Origin of the sequence: Paenarthrobacter sp. YIM B13468 (assembly GCF_042788025.1) — a bacterium.
In the GTDB taxonomy this organism is placed as follows: domain Bacteria; phylum Actinomycetota; class Actinomycetes; order Actinomycetales; family Micrococcaceae; genus Arthrobacter; species Arthrobacter aromaticivorans.
Map to the genome: position 1 here is coordinate 92,354 of NZ_JBHZPI010000006.1, position 16,716 is coordinate 109,069.

14 protein-coding genes are annotated in these 16,716 nt (G+C 62.3%); 11 read left to right on the forward strand and 3 right to left on the reverse strand.

Annotated features, from left to right (window positions below; genetic code table 11):
* Positions 1–22 precede the first annotated feature (22 nt).
* Both ACFX4T_RS07940 and ACFX4T_RS07945 read right to left on the reverse strand, forming a co-directional pair.
* Complete coding sequence (locus ACFX4T_RS07940) at positions 23–1,678, reverse strand: DUF349 domain-containing protein (RefSeq protein ID WP_377651399.1); 1,656 nt, start codon at positions 1,676–1,678, stop codon at positions 23–25.
* Positions 1,679–1,744: 66 nt separating this feature from the next.
* A complete protein-coding gene (locus ACFX4T_RS07945; protein ID WP_216925547.1) occupies positions 1,745–2,539 on the reverse strand; it encodes a peptidylprolyl isomerase in 795 nt (264 codons plus the stop codon).
* A 207-nt stretch (positions 2,540–2,746) separates the two neighbouring features.
* Between ACFX4T_RS07945 and hisS the strand changes: the two genes are divergently transcribed.
* From hisS to ACFX4T_RS07960, 3 genes are all read left to right on the forward strand, one after another.
* The gene (gene hisS / locus ACFX4T_RS07950) at positions 2,747–4,111 is read left to right on the forward strand and encodes a histidine--tRNA ligase (RefSeq protein ID WP_216925548.1); all 1,365 of its coding nucleotides are present in this window, start codon (positions 2,747–2,749) and stop codon (positions 4,109–4,111) included.
* A gap of 96 nt (positions 4,112–4,207) precedes the next feature.
* Entirely contained in the window at positions 4,208–6,001 is a 1,794-nt protein-coding gene (gene aspS, locus ACFX4T_RS07955; protein ID WP_377651400.1) for an aspartate--tRNA ligase, read from the forward strand.
* 111 nt (positions 6,002–6,112) lie between these two features.
* Positions 6,113–6,916: a GNAT family N-acetyltransferase gene (locus tag ACFX4T_RS07960; RefSeq protein ID WP_377651401.1), complete on the forward strand. Its 804-nt coding sequence runs from the start codon at positions 6,113–6,115 to the stop codon at positions 6,914–6,916.
* A 38-nt stretch (positions 6,917–6,954) separates the two neighbouring features.
* Here the strand turns inward: ACFX4T_RS07960 and ACFX4T_RS07965 are convergent, their stop codons facing one another.
* On the reverse strand, positions 6,955–7,632 hold the full coding sequence (locus ACFX4T_RS07965) for an acVLRF1 family peptidyl-tRNA hydrolase (protein WP_377651402.1): 678 nt from the start codon (positions 7,630–7,632) through the stop codon (positions 6,955–6,957).
* A 41-nt stretch (positions 7,633–7,673) separates the two neighbouring features.
* Between ACFX4T_RS07965 and ACFX4T_RS07970 the strand changes: the two genes are divergently transcribed.
* The 8 genes from ACFX4T_RS07970 to ACFX4T_RS08005 all read left to right on the forward strand — a co-directional run bounded on the left by ACFX4T_RS07970 (position 7,674) and on the right by ACFX4T_RS08005 (position 16,695).
* On the forward strand, positions 7,674–9,188 hold the full coding sequence (locus ACFX4T_RS07970; RefSeq protein WP_377651403.1) for a replication-associated recombination protein A: 1,515 nt from the start codon (positions 7,674–7,676) through the stop codon (positions 9,186–9,188).
* Between the two features lie 167 nt (positions 9,189–9,355).
* Positions 9,356–9,976 carry a 30S ribosomal protein S4 gene (rpsD, locus tag ACFX4T_RS07975; RefSeq protein ID WP_216925553.1) on the forward strand — a complete coding sequence of 207 codons (621 nt, stop codon included), beginning with the start codon at positions 9,356–9,358 and terminating at the stop codon, positions 9,974–9,976.
* A gap of 156 nt (positions 9,977–10,132) precedes the next feature.
* Complete coding sequence (locus tag ACFX4T_RS07980; protein WP_216925653.1) at positions 10,133–10,507, forward strand: DUF948 domain-containing protein; 375 nt, start codon at positions 10,133–10,135, stop codon at positions 10,505–10,507.
* 22 nt (positions 10,508–10,529) lie between these two features.
* A complete protein-coding gene (locus ACFX4T_RS07985) occupies positions 10,530–10,772 on the forward strand; it encodes a DUF6167 family protein (protein ID WP_223946200.1) in 243 nt (80 codons plus the stop codon).
* A gap of 115 nt (positions 10,773–10,887) precedes the next feature.
* Positions 10,888–13,566 carry an alanine--tRNA ligase gene (gene alaS / locus ACFX4T_RS07990; protein ID WP_377651404.1) on the forward strand — a complete coding sequence of 893 codons (2,679 nt, stop codon included), beginning with the start codon at positions 10,888–10,890 and terminating at the stop codon, positions 13,564–13,566.
* 2 nt (positions 13,567–13,568) lie between these two features.
* On the forward strand, positions 13,569–14,159 hold the full coding sequence (ruvX, locus tag ACFX4T_RS07995; protein ID WP_377651405.1) for a Holliday junction resolvase RuvX: 591 nt from the start codon (positions 13,569–13,571) through the stop codon (positions 14,157–14,159).
* Positions 14,156–15,844, forward strand: a complete 1,689-nt coding sequence (gene mltG / locus ACFX4T_RS08000) for an endolytic transglycosylase MltG (protein ID WP_377651406.1) — start codon at positions 14,156–14,158, stop codon at positions 15,842–15,844. Before ruvX ends, mltG begins: the two co-directional genes overlap by 4 nt.
* Positions 15,841–16,695 (forward strand): shikimate dehydrogenase, encoded by an 855-nt coding sequence (locus ACFX4T_RS08005; RefSeq protein ID WP_377651407.1) that lies wholly within the window; start codon positions 15,841–15,843, stop codon positions 16,693–16,695. The genes mltG and ACFX4T_RS08005 overlap by 4 nt, the downstream gene beginning before the upstream one ends.
* Positions 16,696–16,716 lie beyond the last annotated feature (21 nt).

Sequence of the window (16,716 nt, forward strand, 5' to 3'; positions counted from 1 at the left end):
TCAACATGAACCCAGAGCTGGGTCAGGCGAGGTCGCTCGCTGATCGCTGGATCTGGTCCAGCCACGCCTGGCGTGCCTCAAGAGCTTCACGCGCGGCCTTAATGCGGCGCTGGTCTCCGGCTTTTTCAGCTTTCTCCAGATCCTCCTTGAGCCCGGCAATTGCTGACTCAAGCTGCGACAAAGCGCTGTTGGTGCGGGCCTTGGTCTCCGGATTGCTCCGGCGCCACTTCTCCTCCTCAGCCTCGCGGACTGCGTCCTCCACCTTGCGAAGACCAGCCTCGATCCGGCCCATGTCCGCCCTGGGGACCTTGCCTGCATCTTCCCAGCGGTCACGAATGGACTGAAGGGCCTTCTTCGCTGCGTTGAGATCGTTGATCGGCAGCAACGCCTGGGCCTCAGCTACCAGCTGCTCCTTCACTGCAAGGTTGGCCGTGTACTCCTGGTCGATCTGGTCGTTTGCAGCCTGCCGGTTGCTGAAGAACACATCCTGCGCGGCGCGGAAGCGTCCCCAGAGTGCGTCGTCATCCTTGCGGCTGGCGCGTGGGGTGGCCTTCCACTGATCCATGAGCCTGCGGTACTCCCCGGCGGCGTAACCCCAGTCAGTGGAAGAGGAAAGCGCCTCAGCCTCTGTGATCAATGCTTCCTTGGCCACCTTGGCCGCAGAATTGTTGCTGTCCAGCTGCGAGAAGTAAGCACGGCGGTGGCGGTCGAACACTGTGCGTGCCGAACGGAAGCGCTTCCACAGTGCGTCCTCATTGCTCCTGCCAAGACGGACCCCGCTCTTCTGCGCAGCCTTCCACGTCTCAAAGAGTTCGTTCATTCGCGCGCTGGAAGTCTTCCATTGAATCTGGGCAGGATCCTGGCCCGCGATGGCCTCTGCCTCTGCCACAATGGCTTCGCGCGCGGCAAGCTCGTTGGCGCGGACCGCCTCATGGGCTGCTTTCTCGGACTTTTCCAGCTCGGCGATCTGTTCGGACAACGTGTCCAGGCGTGATTCGGCCGAACGGATATCTCCCACCATGTTGCGCTCTGCGAGCTGCTCGCGAAGGTGGGTTACCGTTTTCTGCATGTCCGTTGCCGGAGCCTTGGATTCCACGCGGTGTTCCAGCAGGACTATCTGGGCAATGACGTCGTCGAACTTCCGGGCGAAGTAGCCCAGGGCTTCGTCAGGGCTAACACCCGGGTACTGCCCAACGGCAATCTCCTCGCCATCCAAAGTGAGGAATACGTGGCCGTCGCCTTCGGCGCGCCCCCACTTGGCTGCCTCTGCAAGCGAGGCCGCAGATACCGCGGGAGCAGCCGGAACGACGGCGGCAGGCGCCTTGGGGCGGGCCGCGAAGGCAGCAGGGGAAGGAGTGGGACGCGAATCGGCAGGCTTGGTTTCCTCTGCCGCCGGTGCCACCTCAGCCTCTGGTGCTTCCTCCTCTGCGGGTGCCACCTCAGCCGCTTCTGCAGACGTTTCTTCTGTCGCAGGCGTTTCTACAGCGGCTGGGGCTTCTTCAGCGGCTGGGGCCTCTTCAGCAGCAAGGCCATTGGTTGCTGCCGGCTTTTCGTCGGCCGCAAGTGCGGGAGTTTGTTCAGCCACGGCTTCTGCCTCAGTGCCGTTCGGGCTGGTTGCCTCGACTGCGTCTTGGTTGGCCACTACTGCTGTTTCGTCGGATTTCTGACTGTCTGTCACCGCTAAAAGTCTTTCGCTTGGAGGGACTGCTAAGGTACTGCACCCCGGACCGGGGCCAAAGGCTGGTTACTTCAGAGAAAACGAGTCTATCGTGACAGGTGCCACAGGGGCGCCGTCGGTCGCGTTTTCGCCCGGTTTCAGGCCGGCCGCAGCGATTTTCGTGACCACGTCCAAACCGCTGGTGACTTTGCCGACCACCGTGTAACCACCGGCCGTGTCCGCAGGAATTGTTGTGTCCTTATACACAATGAAGAACTGATGACCGTTGCCATAGGCGTTGTTTCCCGAGCGGGCAATGGCGATTGTTCCAGCCGGGTATGTGTTGTCCGTTGGTGTGTTCTCCAGGGGACCCCAACGGTAGTTGGGATCGTCCGCGCCGTCTTCGGACTTGGCACCGCATTGCAGAAGGCCGAACGTTTCGGAGGTTGTCAGGCGGTGGCACAGGGCTCCGTTGTAGTAGCCGGCATCGGTGAGGGACTTGATGACGGCCGCCGCCTGGGGCGCAGCCGTTCCGTTCAGTTCCACTCCCACAACGCCGCTGTTCAGGGCTAGCTCGCCGGTGAAGGTTTTACCGGCTGCGGTGTCCGGGCTGGGTATGTCTGCGCTGTTGGAGGCCGAAGGAGAGGCGGACGGGGAGCTCAGTCCGGCCTCTGCGGCGGCGAACTCTGCCTCTGTGGGGTTGGAACTGAAAACTGTCAGTTGCAGCACCACTGCGAGGATCACAGCGGCAGCGCCCGCGCCGATGGCAACAGTGTTGTCGCGTTTGCGCCGCTTGCCCTGTTCTTGCCGCAGGGCACGCTTGGCTTCCATCTGCCGGATGCGGCGTCTCGCTTCGCGGTCATCCCGCGACCTTGTTGCCAAGAGTCCTCCTGATTGTGTCCACGTTCGCTGGCCGCCTGCAGGGACCGGGCATGCTGCATTAGATGTGCACGCGCGGAAAGCATAAACTGGCTGCCGCACATAGTTTATGCATGACCGGCTGGACGCCCGCCCCATAATCGCCGAAAAGGCCTTTAAAGCTGCGGTGGTCATTCCTGAGTCAGCTTTCTTCGAGGAGATTTATCCACCATGGCACGTACCGCCTCCCTGTCCGGATTCCCCGAGTGGCTTCCCCAGGAGCGGTTGGTGGAGCTCCATGTGTTGGACACGCTCCGGAAGACGTTCGAACTGCACGGTTTCTCCTCGATTGAAACGCGTGCTGTTGAAACCGTCGGCCAGTTGCTGCGTAAGGGCGAGATCGACAAAGAGGTCTATGGCCTGAGCCGCCTGCAGGACGACGAAGGCGAAGCTTCCAGGTCAACCACCACGGACAAGGCAGACAAAGCTGATCCGAATGCGCTTGCCCTGCACTTCGACCTCACTGTGCCCTTCGCCCGCTACGTCGTGGAGAACGCGGGTTACCTCGCTTTTCCCTTCCGCCGCTACCAGATCCAGAAGGTCTGGCGTGGCGAACGTCCGCAGGAAGGCCGTGCGCGCGAGTTCACCCAGGCAGATATAGATGTGGTGGGCGATGGCGAGTTGCCGTTCCGCTATGACGTCGAAATCGCGCTGGTCATCGCCGAGGCCCTGAGCGCCCTCCCGATTCCGGACTTCCGCCTCCGTATCAACAACCGCAAGCTGGCTGAGGGCTTCTATCGCGGTATTGGCCTGACTGATACCGCCGGAGTCCTGCGGAGCATCGACAAACTGGAAAAGATTGGCGAAGGCAAAGTCGCTGAGCTGCTCAAGAGCGAGCTTGGCGCCTCGGATGAGCAGGCGGCACTGGCGCTCAAGCTTGCCACCATCCGCACCGAGGACACCTCGTTCGTGGATCAGGTACGTGCCCTTGGGGTGACCGATGACCTTCTCGAGGAAGGATTGAGCGAGCTCCAGCAGGTCATTGAGGCTGCCGTCCAGCGCGCGCCCGGCAAGGTGGTTGCCGACCTCAGCATCGCCCGGGGACTGGACTACTACACGGGGACCGTCGTCGAAACTGTCCTGGTAGGCCATGAACAACTGGGTTCGATTTGCTCGGGCGGCCGGTACGATGCCCTGGCCAGCAAAGGAAACCGGAAGTTTCCCGGCGTCGGCTTGTCCATCGGCGTCACCCGTCTGGTCTCACGGATCCTGAGCCAGGAGCTTGCCACTGCTACACGGGCAGTGCCGACCGCCGTCCTGGTCGCTTTGAACAACGACGACAGTTGGTCCGCGGCGCAGGACGTCGCGGCACAGCTTCGTGGCCGCGGTATTGCTACTGAAGTTGCTGCGAAGGCTGAAAAATTCGGCAAGCAGATCAAGTTCGCTGATCGTCGGGGAATTCCGTTTGTTTGGTTCACTGACGATGACGGCAAGCACCAGGTCAAGGACATCAGGTCCGGCGCGCAGGTGGATGCGGACCCGGCCAGTTGGTCGCCGTCGGAGGAAGATCTGCACGTCCGGGTCATCACTGCCTGATCCGGGCCAGGTGATTCAGCCGCGGCCGGGGCGGGTAAACTCGGACGGGATCGTCTTTGCAATGATCCCTTGAAAATTCATGCTGAAAGGAATGCTGTGCTGCGCACACATGACCTCGGATCACTTCGCTCCGAGCACATTGGACAAACCGTTACCCTGGCCGGCTGGGTGGGCCGCCGCCGTGATCACGGTGGCGTTGCATTCGTTGACCTTCGTGATGCTTCCGGTGTCGCCCAGGTAGTTGTCCGTGAAGAAGAGGTCTTCCACGGCCTGCGGAACGAATACGTCCTGCAGGTGACGGGTACCGTCAACAAGCGTCCTGAAGGCAATGAAAACCCTGCGCTTGCTACAGGCGAGATCGAGGTCATGGCGGACAAGGTCATCATCCTGAACACCTCGGACCCCCTGCCGTTCCAAATCGACGAGCACGTCGAAGTCGGCGAAGAAGCGCGCCTTAAGCACCGCTACCTTGACCTTCGCCGCCCTGGCCCGGCACGCAACCTCCGCCTCCGCTCAGAGGCAAACCGCATTGCCCGCGAGTTGCTGCACCAGCGCGGCTACGTCGAGATTGAGACGCCCACGTTGACGCGTTCGACGCCGGAAGGCGCCCGCGACTTCGTCGTCCCCGCCCGGCTTGCCCCCGGTTCCTGGTACGCGCTGCCGCAGTCGCCGCAGCTTTTCAAGCAGCTGCTCCAAGTGGGCGGTTTCGAAAAGTACTACCAGATTGCCCGCTGTTACCGTGACGAAGACTTCCGCGCGGACCGCCAGCCCGAATTCACCCAGTTGGACATCGAGGCCAGCTTCGTTGACCAGGACGATGTCATCGAGCTCGGTGAAGCAATTGTGAAGGCCCTGTGGCAACTGATCGACGTCGAGGTCCCCACCCCAATCCGACGCATGACGTACCTGGACGCCATGGCAAAGTACGGTTCCGACAAGCCGGACCTGCGCTTCGGCCTGGAGCTGACCGAGCTGACTGAGTTCTTCAAGGACACCAACTTCGGCGTCTTCAAGGCACCTTACGTTGGCGCCGTCGTCATGCCGGGGGGCGCCTCGCAGGCGCGCCGTGCCCTGGATGCCTGGCAGGAATGGGCCAAGCAGCGTGGCGCTAAGGGACTGGCCTACGTTCTTTACAAGGAAGACGGCGAACTCGCCGGCCCCGTAGCCAAGAACCTCACCGACGAAGAGCGGGCCGGCCTGGCCGACGCCGTTGGCGCCAAGCCGGGTGACTGCATTTTCTTCGCCGCCGGCGAGAAGTCCGCATCACGGGCCCTCCTTGGCGCTGCACGTGTTGAAATTGGCCACCGGACTGGTCTGATCGATCCCAAAGACTGGGCCTTCGTATGGATCGTGGACGCACCGATGTTCGAGCCCGCTGCCGCAGCAGTTGCCTCCGGTGACGTTGCCGTGGGTGCCGGCCAGTGGACAGCCGTGCACCATGCCTTCACCTCTCCCAAGCCGGAGTTCCTTGACACCTTTGACAAGGATCCTGAGTCGGCCCTGTCCTACGCCTACGACATCGTGTGCAACGGCAACGAAATCGGTGGCGGCTCCATCCGTATCCATGAGCGCGAAGTTCAGGAACGCGTCTTCCAGCTCATGGGCCTGGATAAGGAGGACGCCGAGACCAAGTTCGGCTTCCTGTTGGAGGGCTTCAAGTACGGCGCGCCGCCTCACGGCGGCATCGCCCTTGGTTGGGACCGCGTCGTGGCTTTGCTCGCCGGTGTCGAGTCCATCCGCGACGTCATTGCCTTCCCGAAGACCGGCAACGGCTTCGACCCGCTGACCGCCGCTCCTGCTCCCATTACTGCACAGCAGCGAAAGGAAGCCGGCGTGGACTTCAAGCCGGAAACCAAGCCTGCGGCCAAGCCGGAGGCCAAGTCCGAATAAGACGGTAGCCAAGGGCTCCCCACTGATGTGGGGGGCCCTTGGTGTTCTTGCCGATGACCCTTGGTGTTCCTGCAGATGACCCTTGTGTTCCTCCAGAAGAAAGGTGCCGCGATGTTGGAACAAGCATTCTTGGAAACCCTCATGGATAAGGCGTGGCCGGCAGTGGAGCGCAAAGACACGGGGGAGTGGGTGCTCCGCGCGTCCGCTGGGGTCACGCAGAGGGCGAACTCCGTGTGGCCGAGGAACCTGCCCGGGATGCTGGCCGAGACGCCGGGCACGGCAAGCAGTCCGGACATTGAACGGTCAGTCAGTTCAGCGTCAGCCTGGTACAGGCAGCGGCGTCTCCCGCTCATTTTCCAGATATTCGATGACTCCCGTAGTGCGGGCCTTAACGCCGTCCTGGACGGGCAACGCTTCACCAAGCAGTCCGAGACCCTGATCATGGTCCGGGGTACGGACGCCTTGGAAACCCTGGGTGCCGGGCCGAAGAGCGTAGAACTCTCGGACGCGCCCACCGATGAATGGCTTCGCCTGTGGTGGTCCGTGGACGGGCGCGGTGGCGAGCCGGAATTGGAGGTTGCCCGCAGCATTCTTACCGGATGCAAGTCTGTGTACGCGCTGGTGAGGGACGACGACGGCGTACCGGCCGCCGTCGGACGCCTCGCCTTGGTGGACGGCTGGGGAGGCCTCTACAGTATGGCGACCTCTGCCGGTCACCGCAGGCGCGGATACGGCACGATGGTGCTGGCAGCGCTACTGGATCAGGGAGCGGCCCGCAACCTCCAGGGTTTTTGGCTGTTGGTCACTGCATCCAACCACGGTGCCCAGGCGTTGTATTCGCGGGCCGGGTTCGTGGAACAAGGGAGTTATCTGTACCGGCAGGCTCCTTTGAGGCGGGCGCCTGGAGGCTGCTGAACGGCAGTTGTTGTGTCGACTCAACGAAACTGGATCACTTACGCTGGATCAGTCACCAGGATGCGGATGGAACAAGCGTCCGAAGCAGCTTTTGCAAGCACAGCAGTTTTGGGTTCCTGGACGTCCAGGAAGGGCAGTTGGCTTCGGCTGGCCACAGCACGCATGGAGGGTTGAGCCAGGACCAGGTCCACCAAGGCTCTATCCCCGCCGGGGACAATGTACTCAACCCGGTGGCTGGCAAAAATACGCGCGGCGTGTTCCGCTGCGGAGTCCACCAAGGCGTCGGCCTGGTTGGAGCGGCGCCGGGCATACCGTTGTTGGGATTGGCCACCTGCAGCCGTTCTGGACTGAACGTAGCGGTTGCCGCTTTTGGATTCCAGGACCTTGCTGCCGCTCGCCACAGCCACGGCGAAACCGCCGCGGCGCACCAGCAGGATACCGAGGCCACGTTCCTGGCCTGCAAGAGCGGCAAGCCGTTCGATGTCAGTGGCGCCGCGGCCTGGACGTCCATCGACCGGCCAGGGTGCCTTGAGGAGGGCAGAAGCCCCGTCAGCGGCACGGAGGAGGATTCCGCCGTCGTCAGGCTCTTCCGTGAGTGGGCCATGGCTCTTGGCAAAGCGACCCACCCAACCGGACAGCCGTGATGCGGGGACAAGGGCCGTGCGGCTGGAGGCCCTTGACTGCCGTTGTTGCGGGGCGGATGCGCGGCGGTCCACGTCGATGTCTCCTTTGTTGGAACTATGAGTAGCCTATCCATGTGGAAGATCTCTTTGGTGCCGGTGCAAACAACGACGACGAGTCGGAGGATCTGCCTGCCGCAGGGGGAGCCTCCGACGCCGGGTGGATGGCGTCCCAACGGAGCCCGCTCGCAGTTCGGATGCGCCCCCGGACCTTGGATGACGTGGTGGGTCAACAGCATTTGTTGGGACACGGTTCCCCGCTTCGCCAGCTCGCCGCGGGCGCAGAAGCTGCTGGGCCGGCAGGGCCCAGTTCGGTCATTCTGTGGGGGCCTCCGGGAACCGGGAAAACCACGTTGGCACATGTCATCGCCCGCGGGCCGGGGCGGAAGTTCGTGGAATTGTCTGCCATTACTGCTGGTGTGAAGGACGTTCGCCGGGTGATGGATGAGGCGTTGACCGCCCGGGACCTGTACAAGAAGACCACTGTCCTGTTCCTCGATGAAATCCACCGTTTCAACAAGGCCCAGCAGGACGCACTGTTGCCTGGCGTTGAAAACCGGTGGGTAGTCCTGGTGGCGGCCACCACCGAGAACCCGTCGTTCTCCGTGGTATCACCGCTTCTGTCCCGCTCGCTTCTGCTGACGTTGAAGCCACTGACCGATGATGACATTGCCGGGCTGCTACAGCGGGCTGTTGCCGATGCCCGTGGCCTTGCCGGGCGCGTGGAACTCAGTCCTGAGGCTTTGGATCATTTGGTGCGGCTCTCCGGAGGTGACGCCAGAAGGGCACTGACAGCCTTGGAAGCTGCGGCCGGCGTCGCGTTCGGAGACAGCAATGCTGTCTCAGCCGTCGTCGAAGGGGAAGGCGAAACCGACGGTACCAACGTCACCGACGGGACCAACATCACCGACGACGGCGAACCGGGGCTTGCCGGCGACGGCGCACCCGACGCTCCTGTGCTGGTGGAACTCAGGCACACCGAGCGTGCCCTGGACGCCGCTGCTGTTCGTTATGACCGGGCCGGCGACCAGCACTACGACGTCGCCAGTGCGTTCATCAAGTCCATCAGGGGCTCGGACGTTGATGCCTCCCTTCACTATCTGGCGCGGATGCTGGAAGCGGGGGAGGACCCGAGGTTCGTGGCACGGCGCATCGTCATCTCCGCCGCGGAAGACATCGGCATGGCCGATCCCACTGCTTTGCAGACGGCCGTAGCTGCGGCGCAGGCCGTTCAGTTGATCGGTATGCCGGAAGGCCGGATCGTCCTGGCCGAAGCCGTTGTCCACCTTGCCACCGCCCCCAAGTCGAATGCGGCGTACATGGGCCTGAACAAGGCGGTTGCCGACGTCCGTGCCGGTTTCGGCGGCGGCATCCCCATGCATCTGCGCGACGCGCACTATCCAGGCGCCAAACAATTGGGACATGGCAAGAGCTACAAGTACGCCCATGATGAACCGCATGGGGTGGCAACCCAGCAGTACCCGCCGGATGACCTCGTGGGAAAGGACTACTACGAGCCAACCAACAACGGCGCCGAACGCGATATAGCCGCCAGGCTGGAACGGCTCCGCAAGATCATCCGGGGACAGTAGCGTGGTAGGATAGTTCCTTATCTGGCATGACCCGACGCACAATCCCTTTGAAGATTCCTTCAATGGAGCTGTGCCGCGGGCCAGTAGCAAAAGGCAGCGGTTGGCCGATGCTCTCCCTGATGGAGGCCAGTAACACTGACACACCGCAGTAATTTGGAAGGACACAAGTGGCTAACAACACTCGTGCTCGCCGTACCGCACGCCTTTCGCGTGCACTCGGCATTGCTCTGACCCCCAAGGCCGCCAAGTACATGGAGCGCCGCCCGTACGGCCCCGGTGAGCACGGCCGTGCCCGCAAGAAGCAGGACTCCGACTACGCCGTACGTCTGCGCGAAAAGCAGCGTCTCCGCGCCCAGTACGGCATCCGCGAAGCCCAGATGACCCGCGCCTTCGAAGAAGCCCGCCGCACCAAGGGCCTCACCGGTGAAAACCTGGTTGAGCTGCTCGAAATGCGTTTGGACGCCCTGGTACTGCGTGCAGGCTTCGCCCGCACCATCGCACAGGCCCGCCAGCTCGTTGTGCACCGCCACATCATGGTTGACGGCATCCGCGTGGACCGCCCGTCCTTCCGCGTTGGCGAAGGCCAGCTCATCCACGTTCACAGCCGCTCCGAGGTCATGGCTCCGTTCCAGGTCGCGGCTGCTGGTGCCCACGCACTGAACAACGTGCCGGCATACCTGGACGTCAAGCTCGACGCCCTGCAGGCCCGCTTGGTTCGCCGCCCGAAGCGCTCTGAGGTCCCCGTGATCTGCGAAGAGCAGCTCGTCGTCGAATTCTACGCTCGCTAAATTCAAGCAGCGCTTACAAGGAAGCCCGTGGCACACGCCACGGGCTTTCTTTGTAGGTAGGGTACTGACGTTTTTTCGATAGGGTACTGGGGAGGCCTTGGCCGAAGCCGGATACCGGCAGTGCCGGGCAGCGCAACAATCTAGGAGATGAATTCTATGTCTGGTGGCGACATCGCCGGCCTGATCGCAGCAGGAGTGTTCGCACTGCTGGTCCTGCTGTTGGCCGTGCCTATCTTGAAGCTCGGTGGCGTCTTTGACGAAGTGCGCACCACCATCCGATCCATCAGCGACGGGGCGACGCCCCTCATGGACGAAGTAACCGCAACGGTTTCCACTACCAACCAGCAACTGAAGAAAGTCGACGGCATCGCCTCGAACGTGTCCGACGCATCGGCGAACATTTCCGCCCTGTCCTCCCTGGTGGCTGCGACTGTTGGTTCACCGCTGATCAAGGTTGCAGCCTTTAGCTATGGTGTTCGTTCGGCCTTCGCGGGCCGTCGCGCTCCTTCCTCCGGCCGTCGCAGCCGCTGAACCAATTGGAGACCCGGAACACATGAAAAGAATTGTTTGGATGGGCATTGGCGTCGCCATTGGCATTATCGCCTTCCGCAAAGTCACCGAGGCCCAGGCCAGCATCGGCCCCGACGGACTTAACCGTGCGGTTGGCCGCCTGGCGGATGGCATGTTCGATTTCGCGGACGCCGTGCGTTCCGGCATGCATGAACGCGAAGAGGACTTGAGGGCCGCGTTGGGCATTACCAGTACGGATTACAACCCCAACGCCGGGCGGCGCTAGCGAACACGGTTCGCTCCCGCGCCCGCAACAGGGCAGAATGGAAAGCTGCGGAAGGGCAACAGCCGGTTCCGCGCACAACGTGTGCAGTGAATTGAGAAGGGTAAGTAATCAGCTAATGAAGTCGCAGGAGATCACCAAGCGCTGGGTGGACTTTTTTGTCAGCAAGGGCCACACCGCCGTTCCCTCCGCGTCGCTCGTTTCAAGCGACCCGTCACTTCTCTTCACTGTGGCCGGCATGGTCCCATTCATTCCTTATCTGACCGCGCGCGAAGAGCCTCCCTACACCCGTGCCACGAGTGTTCAGAAGTGCATTCGTACTGGCGACATCGAGGAAGTCGGCAAGACGGCCCGGCATGGCACGTTCTTCCAGATGTGCGGCAACTTCTCCTTTGGCGATTACTTCAAGGAAGACGCCATCAAGTTCGCCTTCGAGCTGCTCACCAAGAGCGTTGACGACGGCGGCTATGGGCTTCCGGCGGAACGCCTCTGGGTGACCGTGTACGAAGAAGACGACGAAGCCAAGGAACTGTGGCTCAAGAACACAGGAATTCCTGCCGAGCGGATCCAGCGCATGGGCAAGGCCGACAACTACTGGTCCACTGGGCAGTCGGGCCCCGCTGGCCCCTGCTCGGAGATCTACTACGACCGCGGCCCTGCCTACGGAGTCGAAGGCGGACCCCTCGCGGACGAGACCCGCTACATCGAGATCTGGAACCTCGTGTTCATGCAGTACCAGATCGAGAATGTCCGCTCCAAGGTGGACTTCGACATCGTTGGCGAACTGCCGCAGAAGAACATCGACACCGGCTTGGGCATGGAACGTCTTGCAATGATCCTCCAGGGCGTGGAAAACATGTACGAGACCGATCAGGTCCGCCCTGTCATCGACAAGGCTGCCGAGCTGTCGGGCCGTGAGTACACCTCTGCGGAGTCAGCTGATGATCCGCACCACACTGACGACGTCCGCATGCGCGTTGTCGCCGACCACATCCGCTCGGCCCTGATGCTGATTGCCGACGGCGTGGCACCGTCCAACGAAGGCCGCGGCTACGTCCTGCGCCGGCTGATCCGCAGGGCCGTCCGTGCCATGCGCCTGCTCGGTGTGGAGAAGGCTTGCCTGCCGGACCTCCTTCCCGCTTCCCGCGACGCCATGAAGGGTGTCTACCCAGTGGTGGAGACGGACTTCGCCCGCATCAGCCGTATCGCTTATGCCGAAGAAAAAGCGTTCCTGCGCACCATCGCTTCGGGTACGGCACGCCTGGAGGATGCAGTGGCCGAATCGAAGGCTGCAGGCGTTCCCTTGTCCGGCGCCGACGCTTTTGCGCTGCATGACACCTATGGATTCCCCATTGACCTCACTTTGGAAATGGCTGAAGAAGCCGGCCTTAAGGTTGACGAAGCCGGCTTCCGCTCGCTCATGCTCGAACAGCGTCAGCGCGCGCAGGCAGATGCCAAAGGCAAGAAGGGCGGCCACGCCGACCTCAGCGCCTACCAGGAAATGCTGGGCCAGGGCGAGACCACCTTTACCGGCTACGACGAGCTTGAAGGTGAGTCCAAGGTCCGCGGCATCGTCAGTGCCGGCCAGCGGGTGGCGCACGCTTCCACCGGTGACGAAATCGAATTGGTGCTCAATGAGACGCCATTCTACGCAGAAGCCGGTGGACAGTCGGCCGATACCGGCCTGATCACCGGCGACGGGTTCGTCGTCGAAGTCCTGGACGTCCAGCGCCCGGTTAAGGGCCTCAGCGTCCATAAGGCAATCGTCCGGGAAGGTGAGATCGCCACCGACGCCCTGGTGCGCGCCGCCGTAGACCGTGAACGGCGCCACGCAGCCGAACAGGCGCACACGGGTACGCACATTGTGCATGCCGCGCTGCACCAGATCCTGGGCCCGGAAGCTACCCAGCGGGGTTCCTATAACAAGGCTGGCTACCTCCGCTTCGACTTCGCCTGGGGGGAGGGCCTGAGCCCCGCCACCCGGTCCGAAATTGAAGAGGTTTCCAACATCGCCATCCGGAACAACTACCGGGTGGACACCAAGGTCATGGGATTGGCCGAGGCCAAGGCCCTGGGCGCCATGGCCCTGTTCGGCGAGAACTACGGCAGTGAAGTACGTGTCGTGGAGATCGACGGCGCGTGGTCCCGCGAGCTTTGTGGTGGAACCCACGTGTCCAATACCTCCCTTATTGGCAGCCTTTCCCTGTTGGGTGAGCAGTCCGTCGGTTCCGGAAACCGCCGCGTGGAGGCCTTCGTGGGCTTGGATGCTTTCCGCCACCTGGCCGCCGAGCGTGCACTGGTTACGGAACTCACTGAACTGCTGAAGGTTCCCTCCGGCCAGCTCGCGGACCGCATCTCCAGCACGTTGAACAAGTTGAAGGCAACAGAGAAGGAACTCGAACGCCTTCGCAAGGAGCAGTTGGCTGCAGCGGCCGCCAACCTGGTGGGCACCGCCAAGGACGCAGCAGGTGTGCGCGTTGTAGCCCACGATGCCGGCCAGGTAGGTGGAGCAGACGATCTCCGGAACCTTGCCCTCGACCTCCGCAACCGTCTGGGCTCCGAAGCCGCCACTGTGGCCGTTGCCGGTGTCAGCAATGACAGGCCCGTCATTTTGATTGCCACAAATGAGGCTGCCCGTGAAGCCGGTGTGAAGGCCGGAGCATTGGTGCGCCTTGCCGCCGGCATCCTCGGTGGTGGCGGAGGTGGCAAGGACGACGTCGCCCAAGGTGGCGGCACCGACGCTGGGAAGGTCTCTGAGGCCCTCACAGCGGTGGTGGATGCGATAGCCAAGCGCTAACGGTGAATTCCAGTACGAACAGCGGCGTCTACCCCCAAGGCATCAAGCTGGGGGTAGACGTCGGCACCGTCAGGGTTGGGCTGGCCATTTGCGACCCCGACGAAATCCTGGCCACGCCTTTTAAGACAGTGGGCCGCGACGCCAAGAAGAACTCCGATGTTCGCGTGGTGGTAAAACACGCTACGGAAATGCGGGCCGTGCAGATTTTCGTAGGCTTGCCCAGGACGATGAAGGGCGAGGAACGAAGCTCCGCGCAAATGGCAACGGAGTACGCCGAACTGCTTGCGGGCGAGCTTGCGCGCGCCGGTTTGGACGTTCCCGTGAACCTCGTAGACGAGCGTCTTTCCACTGTTACGGCGCACCGCAACCTGCACGAAGCTGGCATGAGCAGCAAGAACCACCGTAAAGTGGTTGATCAGGTTGCCGCTGCTGGAATACTTCAGCACGCGATCGAAATGCAACAAGCCAGAGGAACGGACGTTGGCCGCCGAGTAAATGCACCGGCGCAGTCTGATACATCCCGCAGTGCCCCAACGCTGCAGGCTTCCTCCGGCCCTGAACCAGATTCTTCTACGAGGGGACTGCAACTGTGAGCCCGGTCAACAACGACCCCTCCAGCGGAACCGCTGGCGGCGGCATGCCGCTGACCCGCAAGGAACTGCGGGCGCGGGAACGATTCCTCGCCACCCAGAACCAGAACGTCGTACCCGTTCCCGAAGCGACGCCCGGGGAAGCAGCGCCTTCGGCCGACGTTGAGCCTGAACTGCCCCGTCCGATTCCCGCCGTTCCCCGGCCGACTACTGTGCCTGAACCGGTTGAGGCGGATGTTCCTGCTCCGGCTGTTCCACCGGTTCCGGAGGCTTCACCAACTGTTGCGACGCCGGTAGTCACCGAAACGCCTGCACATACTGAAATGCCGGCGGATCCGTTGCTTTCGGACGAAGAGCAGCATGAAGACGCCCACACGGTCCCCGCCGTTGTACCCGTCTTCGCCGGTCATGTGAATGAAACCCACCACTACGGTGTCCATGACGGCCCGGTCCACGTTGACGATCATCCGTTCACAGAGCATGACCCGCACTACGCGTACGAAGGCCATGAAGGCCACCTGGATCACGAAGAACTTCACGACGAGCTTCATCACGACGAGCTGCATCACGACCACCATCATGATCTGATAGCTCCCGTCGAAACTCCGGCCGTGTCCAAGGCCGCGGCAAAGAAGGCGCGCCGCCGTCGTCGTATCCTGGCCTTGCTGATCACGCTGGGAGTCTTCGTTGCCGCCATTGCGATCGGCGCGCAATTCCTCAAGCCACTCCTGGGTATGGACAAAGTCACGGACTATCCGGGCCCGGGCACAGGATCCGTCAGCATCACGGTGCCGGAAGGCGCAGGTCCCAAGGCAGTGGCAACCGCCCTCGTCGAAAACCACGTGGTGGCTGACGCCGATACCTTCGTCAAGGCATTCGTGGCGGAAGGCGGCGAACTCTCTCCGGGCGAATTCACGTTCCGCACGGAGATGAAAAACTCCGACGCCGTGGCGGTCCTTGCCAATAAGGACGCCTCCAAGGTGATCTACTTTGCCCTGAGTGCCGGGCTCCGGATCAACGAATCCCTAGAGGCAATCTCCAAGGGTTCCAGTATTCCGATGGCCCAACTCAACGGTTTCAACCAGGCGCCTGGACAGTTCGGGGTACCTGCCAAGGCCAAGAACCTGGAGGGTTTCTTGGCTCCGGGAGAGTACCGCTTCCCGTTAGGTACATCAGGTAAGGACATTATCCAAAAGCTGGTCTCCACCACCCTCGATGAGCTCAAGGCCCAAGGAATTACGGATCCGGCCAAGCAGTACGACACCGTAACCATCGCCAGCATCGTTCAGGCTGAGGGCGGCCAGGCCGACTACGGAAATGTCGCCGGCGCTATTTATAACCGGCTCAAGCCCAACAACACCGAGACCAACGGCCTCATCCAGTCAGATGCCACAGTCACCTATGGCCTGGGCAAGAAGTCCTTCCACCTCACCGATGAAGAGAAGGCTGACAAGTCCAACACCTACAACACCTATGCGAACCCTGGGCTGCCTGCCGGTCCGATTGGTTCCCCGGGCAAGACGGCGATCGATGCAGCGGCCAAACCGACGCAAAATGATTACCTGTACTGGGTGACCATCAACCTGGACACCAAGGAGACCAAGTTCTCCAAGACGCTGGCCGAACACAGCACTTACGTTGAGCAGTACAACGCGTGGTGCCAGGCCCACGCCGGACGGTGCGTGTGAGTCGTCGCGCCGCGGTCCTCGGGCACCCGATCTCACATTCGAAGTCCCCGGCGATGCACACTGCTGCCTACGCCAAGCTCGGCGTGGACATCGAGTACTCGGCAATCGACCTGACGGTCGATAGGCTGCCGACGTTCATGGATTCCCTTCGCGGGGATGGGTCGTGGTGCGGGCTTTCGGTAACCATGCCCCTAAAATCGGCCATGGTCAGGGAAGTCGATGAGGTTCGTGGCGCGGGCGCCCATTTGGGCGTTATCAACACGGTCGTCTTCGAGAACGACGGCGGATCGGTCCGCCGAGTCGGCTACAACACCGATGTCAAGGGCATCGTAGAGGCAGTACGTTACGCCGGAATCGCTTCGGCAGGGCATGCCGCTGTTCTTGGCGGTGGAGGTACCTCAGCGGCTGCGGTCGCTGCCGTCCGCGAGCTCGGAGCCGAACACGTCGACGTTTTCGTTCGGGACACAACCCGTGCCGTCGACGCGCAAGCCGCCGCGGCCGCCGTCGGAATTTCCCTGCGGGTCCGGCCCCTCAGTGAGGCGGCCACGGCTGTGGCTGGGTCCGGGCTGGTCATCTCCACTTTTCCACCGCGCGCGGCCGACGCGCTTGCGGAGGAACTCGCTGCCCTGCCAGGAACCGGGGCGGGGGTTTTGCTGGACGTCGCTTATGACCCTTGGCCGAGCCGCCTCGCCGAGGTTTGGCACGGCCATGGGGGAGCGGTGGTTCCAGGGCTTGAAATGCTGATGTACCAAGCTGCGGAGCAGATCCGGCAGTTCAGTGGCTGTGACGTTGACGCCTCCGTCATAGATGTGATGTGCGACTCAGTTGGGCTTCCCCGGCGAGTGTTCTAGAGGCCTTACATGGCAGGATTG

What these genes read in the sequence shown, in the direction of transcription:
- hisS (WP_216925548.1), top strand. Translation starts at nt 2,747, where the DNA reads ATGGCACGTACCGCCTCCCTGTCCGGATTCCCCGAGTGGCTTCCCCAG.
- ACFX4T_RS07960 (WP_377651401.1), top strand. Translation starts at nt 6,113, where the DNA reads ATGTTGGAACAAGCATTCTTGGAAACCCTCATGGATAAGGCGTGGCCG.
- ACFX4T_RS07980 (WP_216925653.1), top strand. Translation starts at nt 10,133, where the DNA reads ATGTCTGGTGGCGACATCGCCGGCCTGATCGCAGCAGGAGTGTTCGCA.
- ACFX4T_RS07985 (WP_223946200.1), top strand. Translation starts at nt 10,530, where the DNA reads ATGAAAAGAATTGTTTGGATGGGCATTGGCGTCGCCATTGGCATTATC.
- alaS (WP_377651404.1), top strand. Translation starts at nt 10,888, where the DNA reads ATGAAGTCGCAGGAGATCACCAAGCGCTGGGTGGACTTTTTTGTCAGC.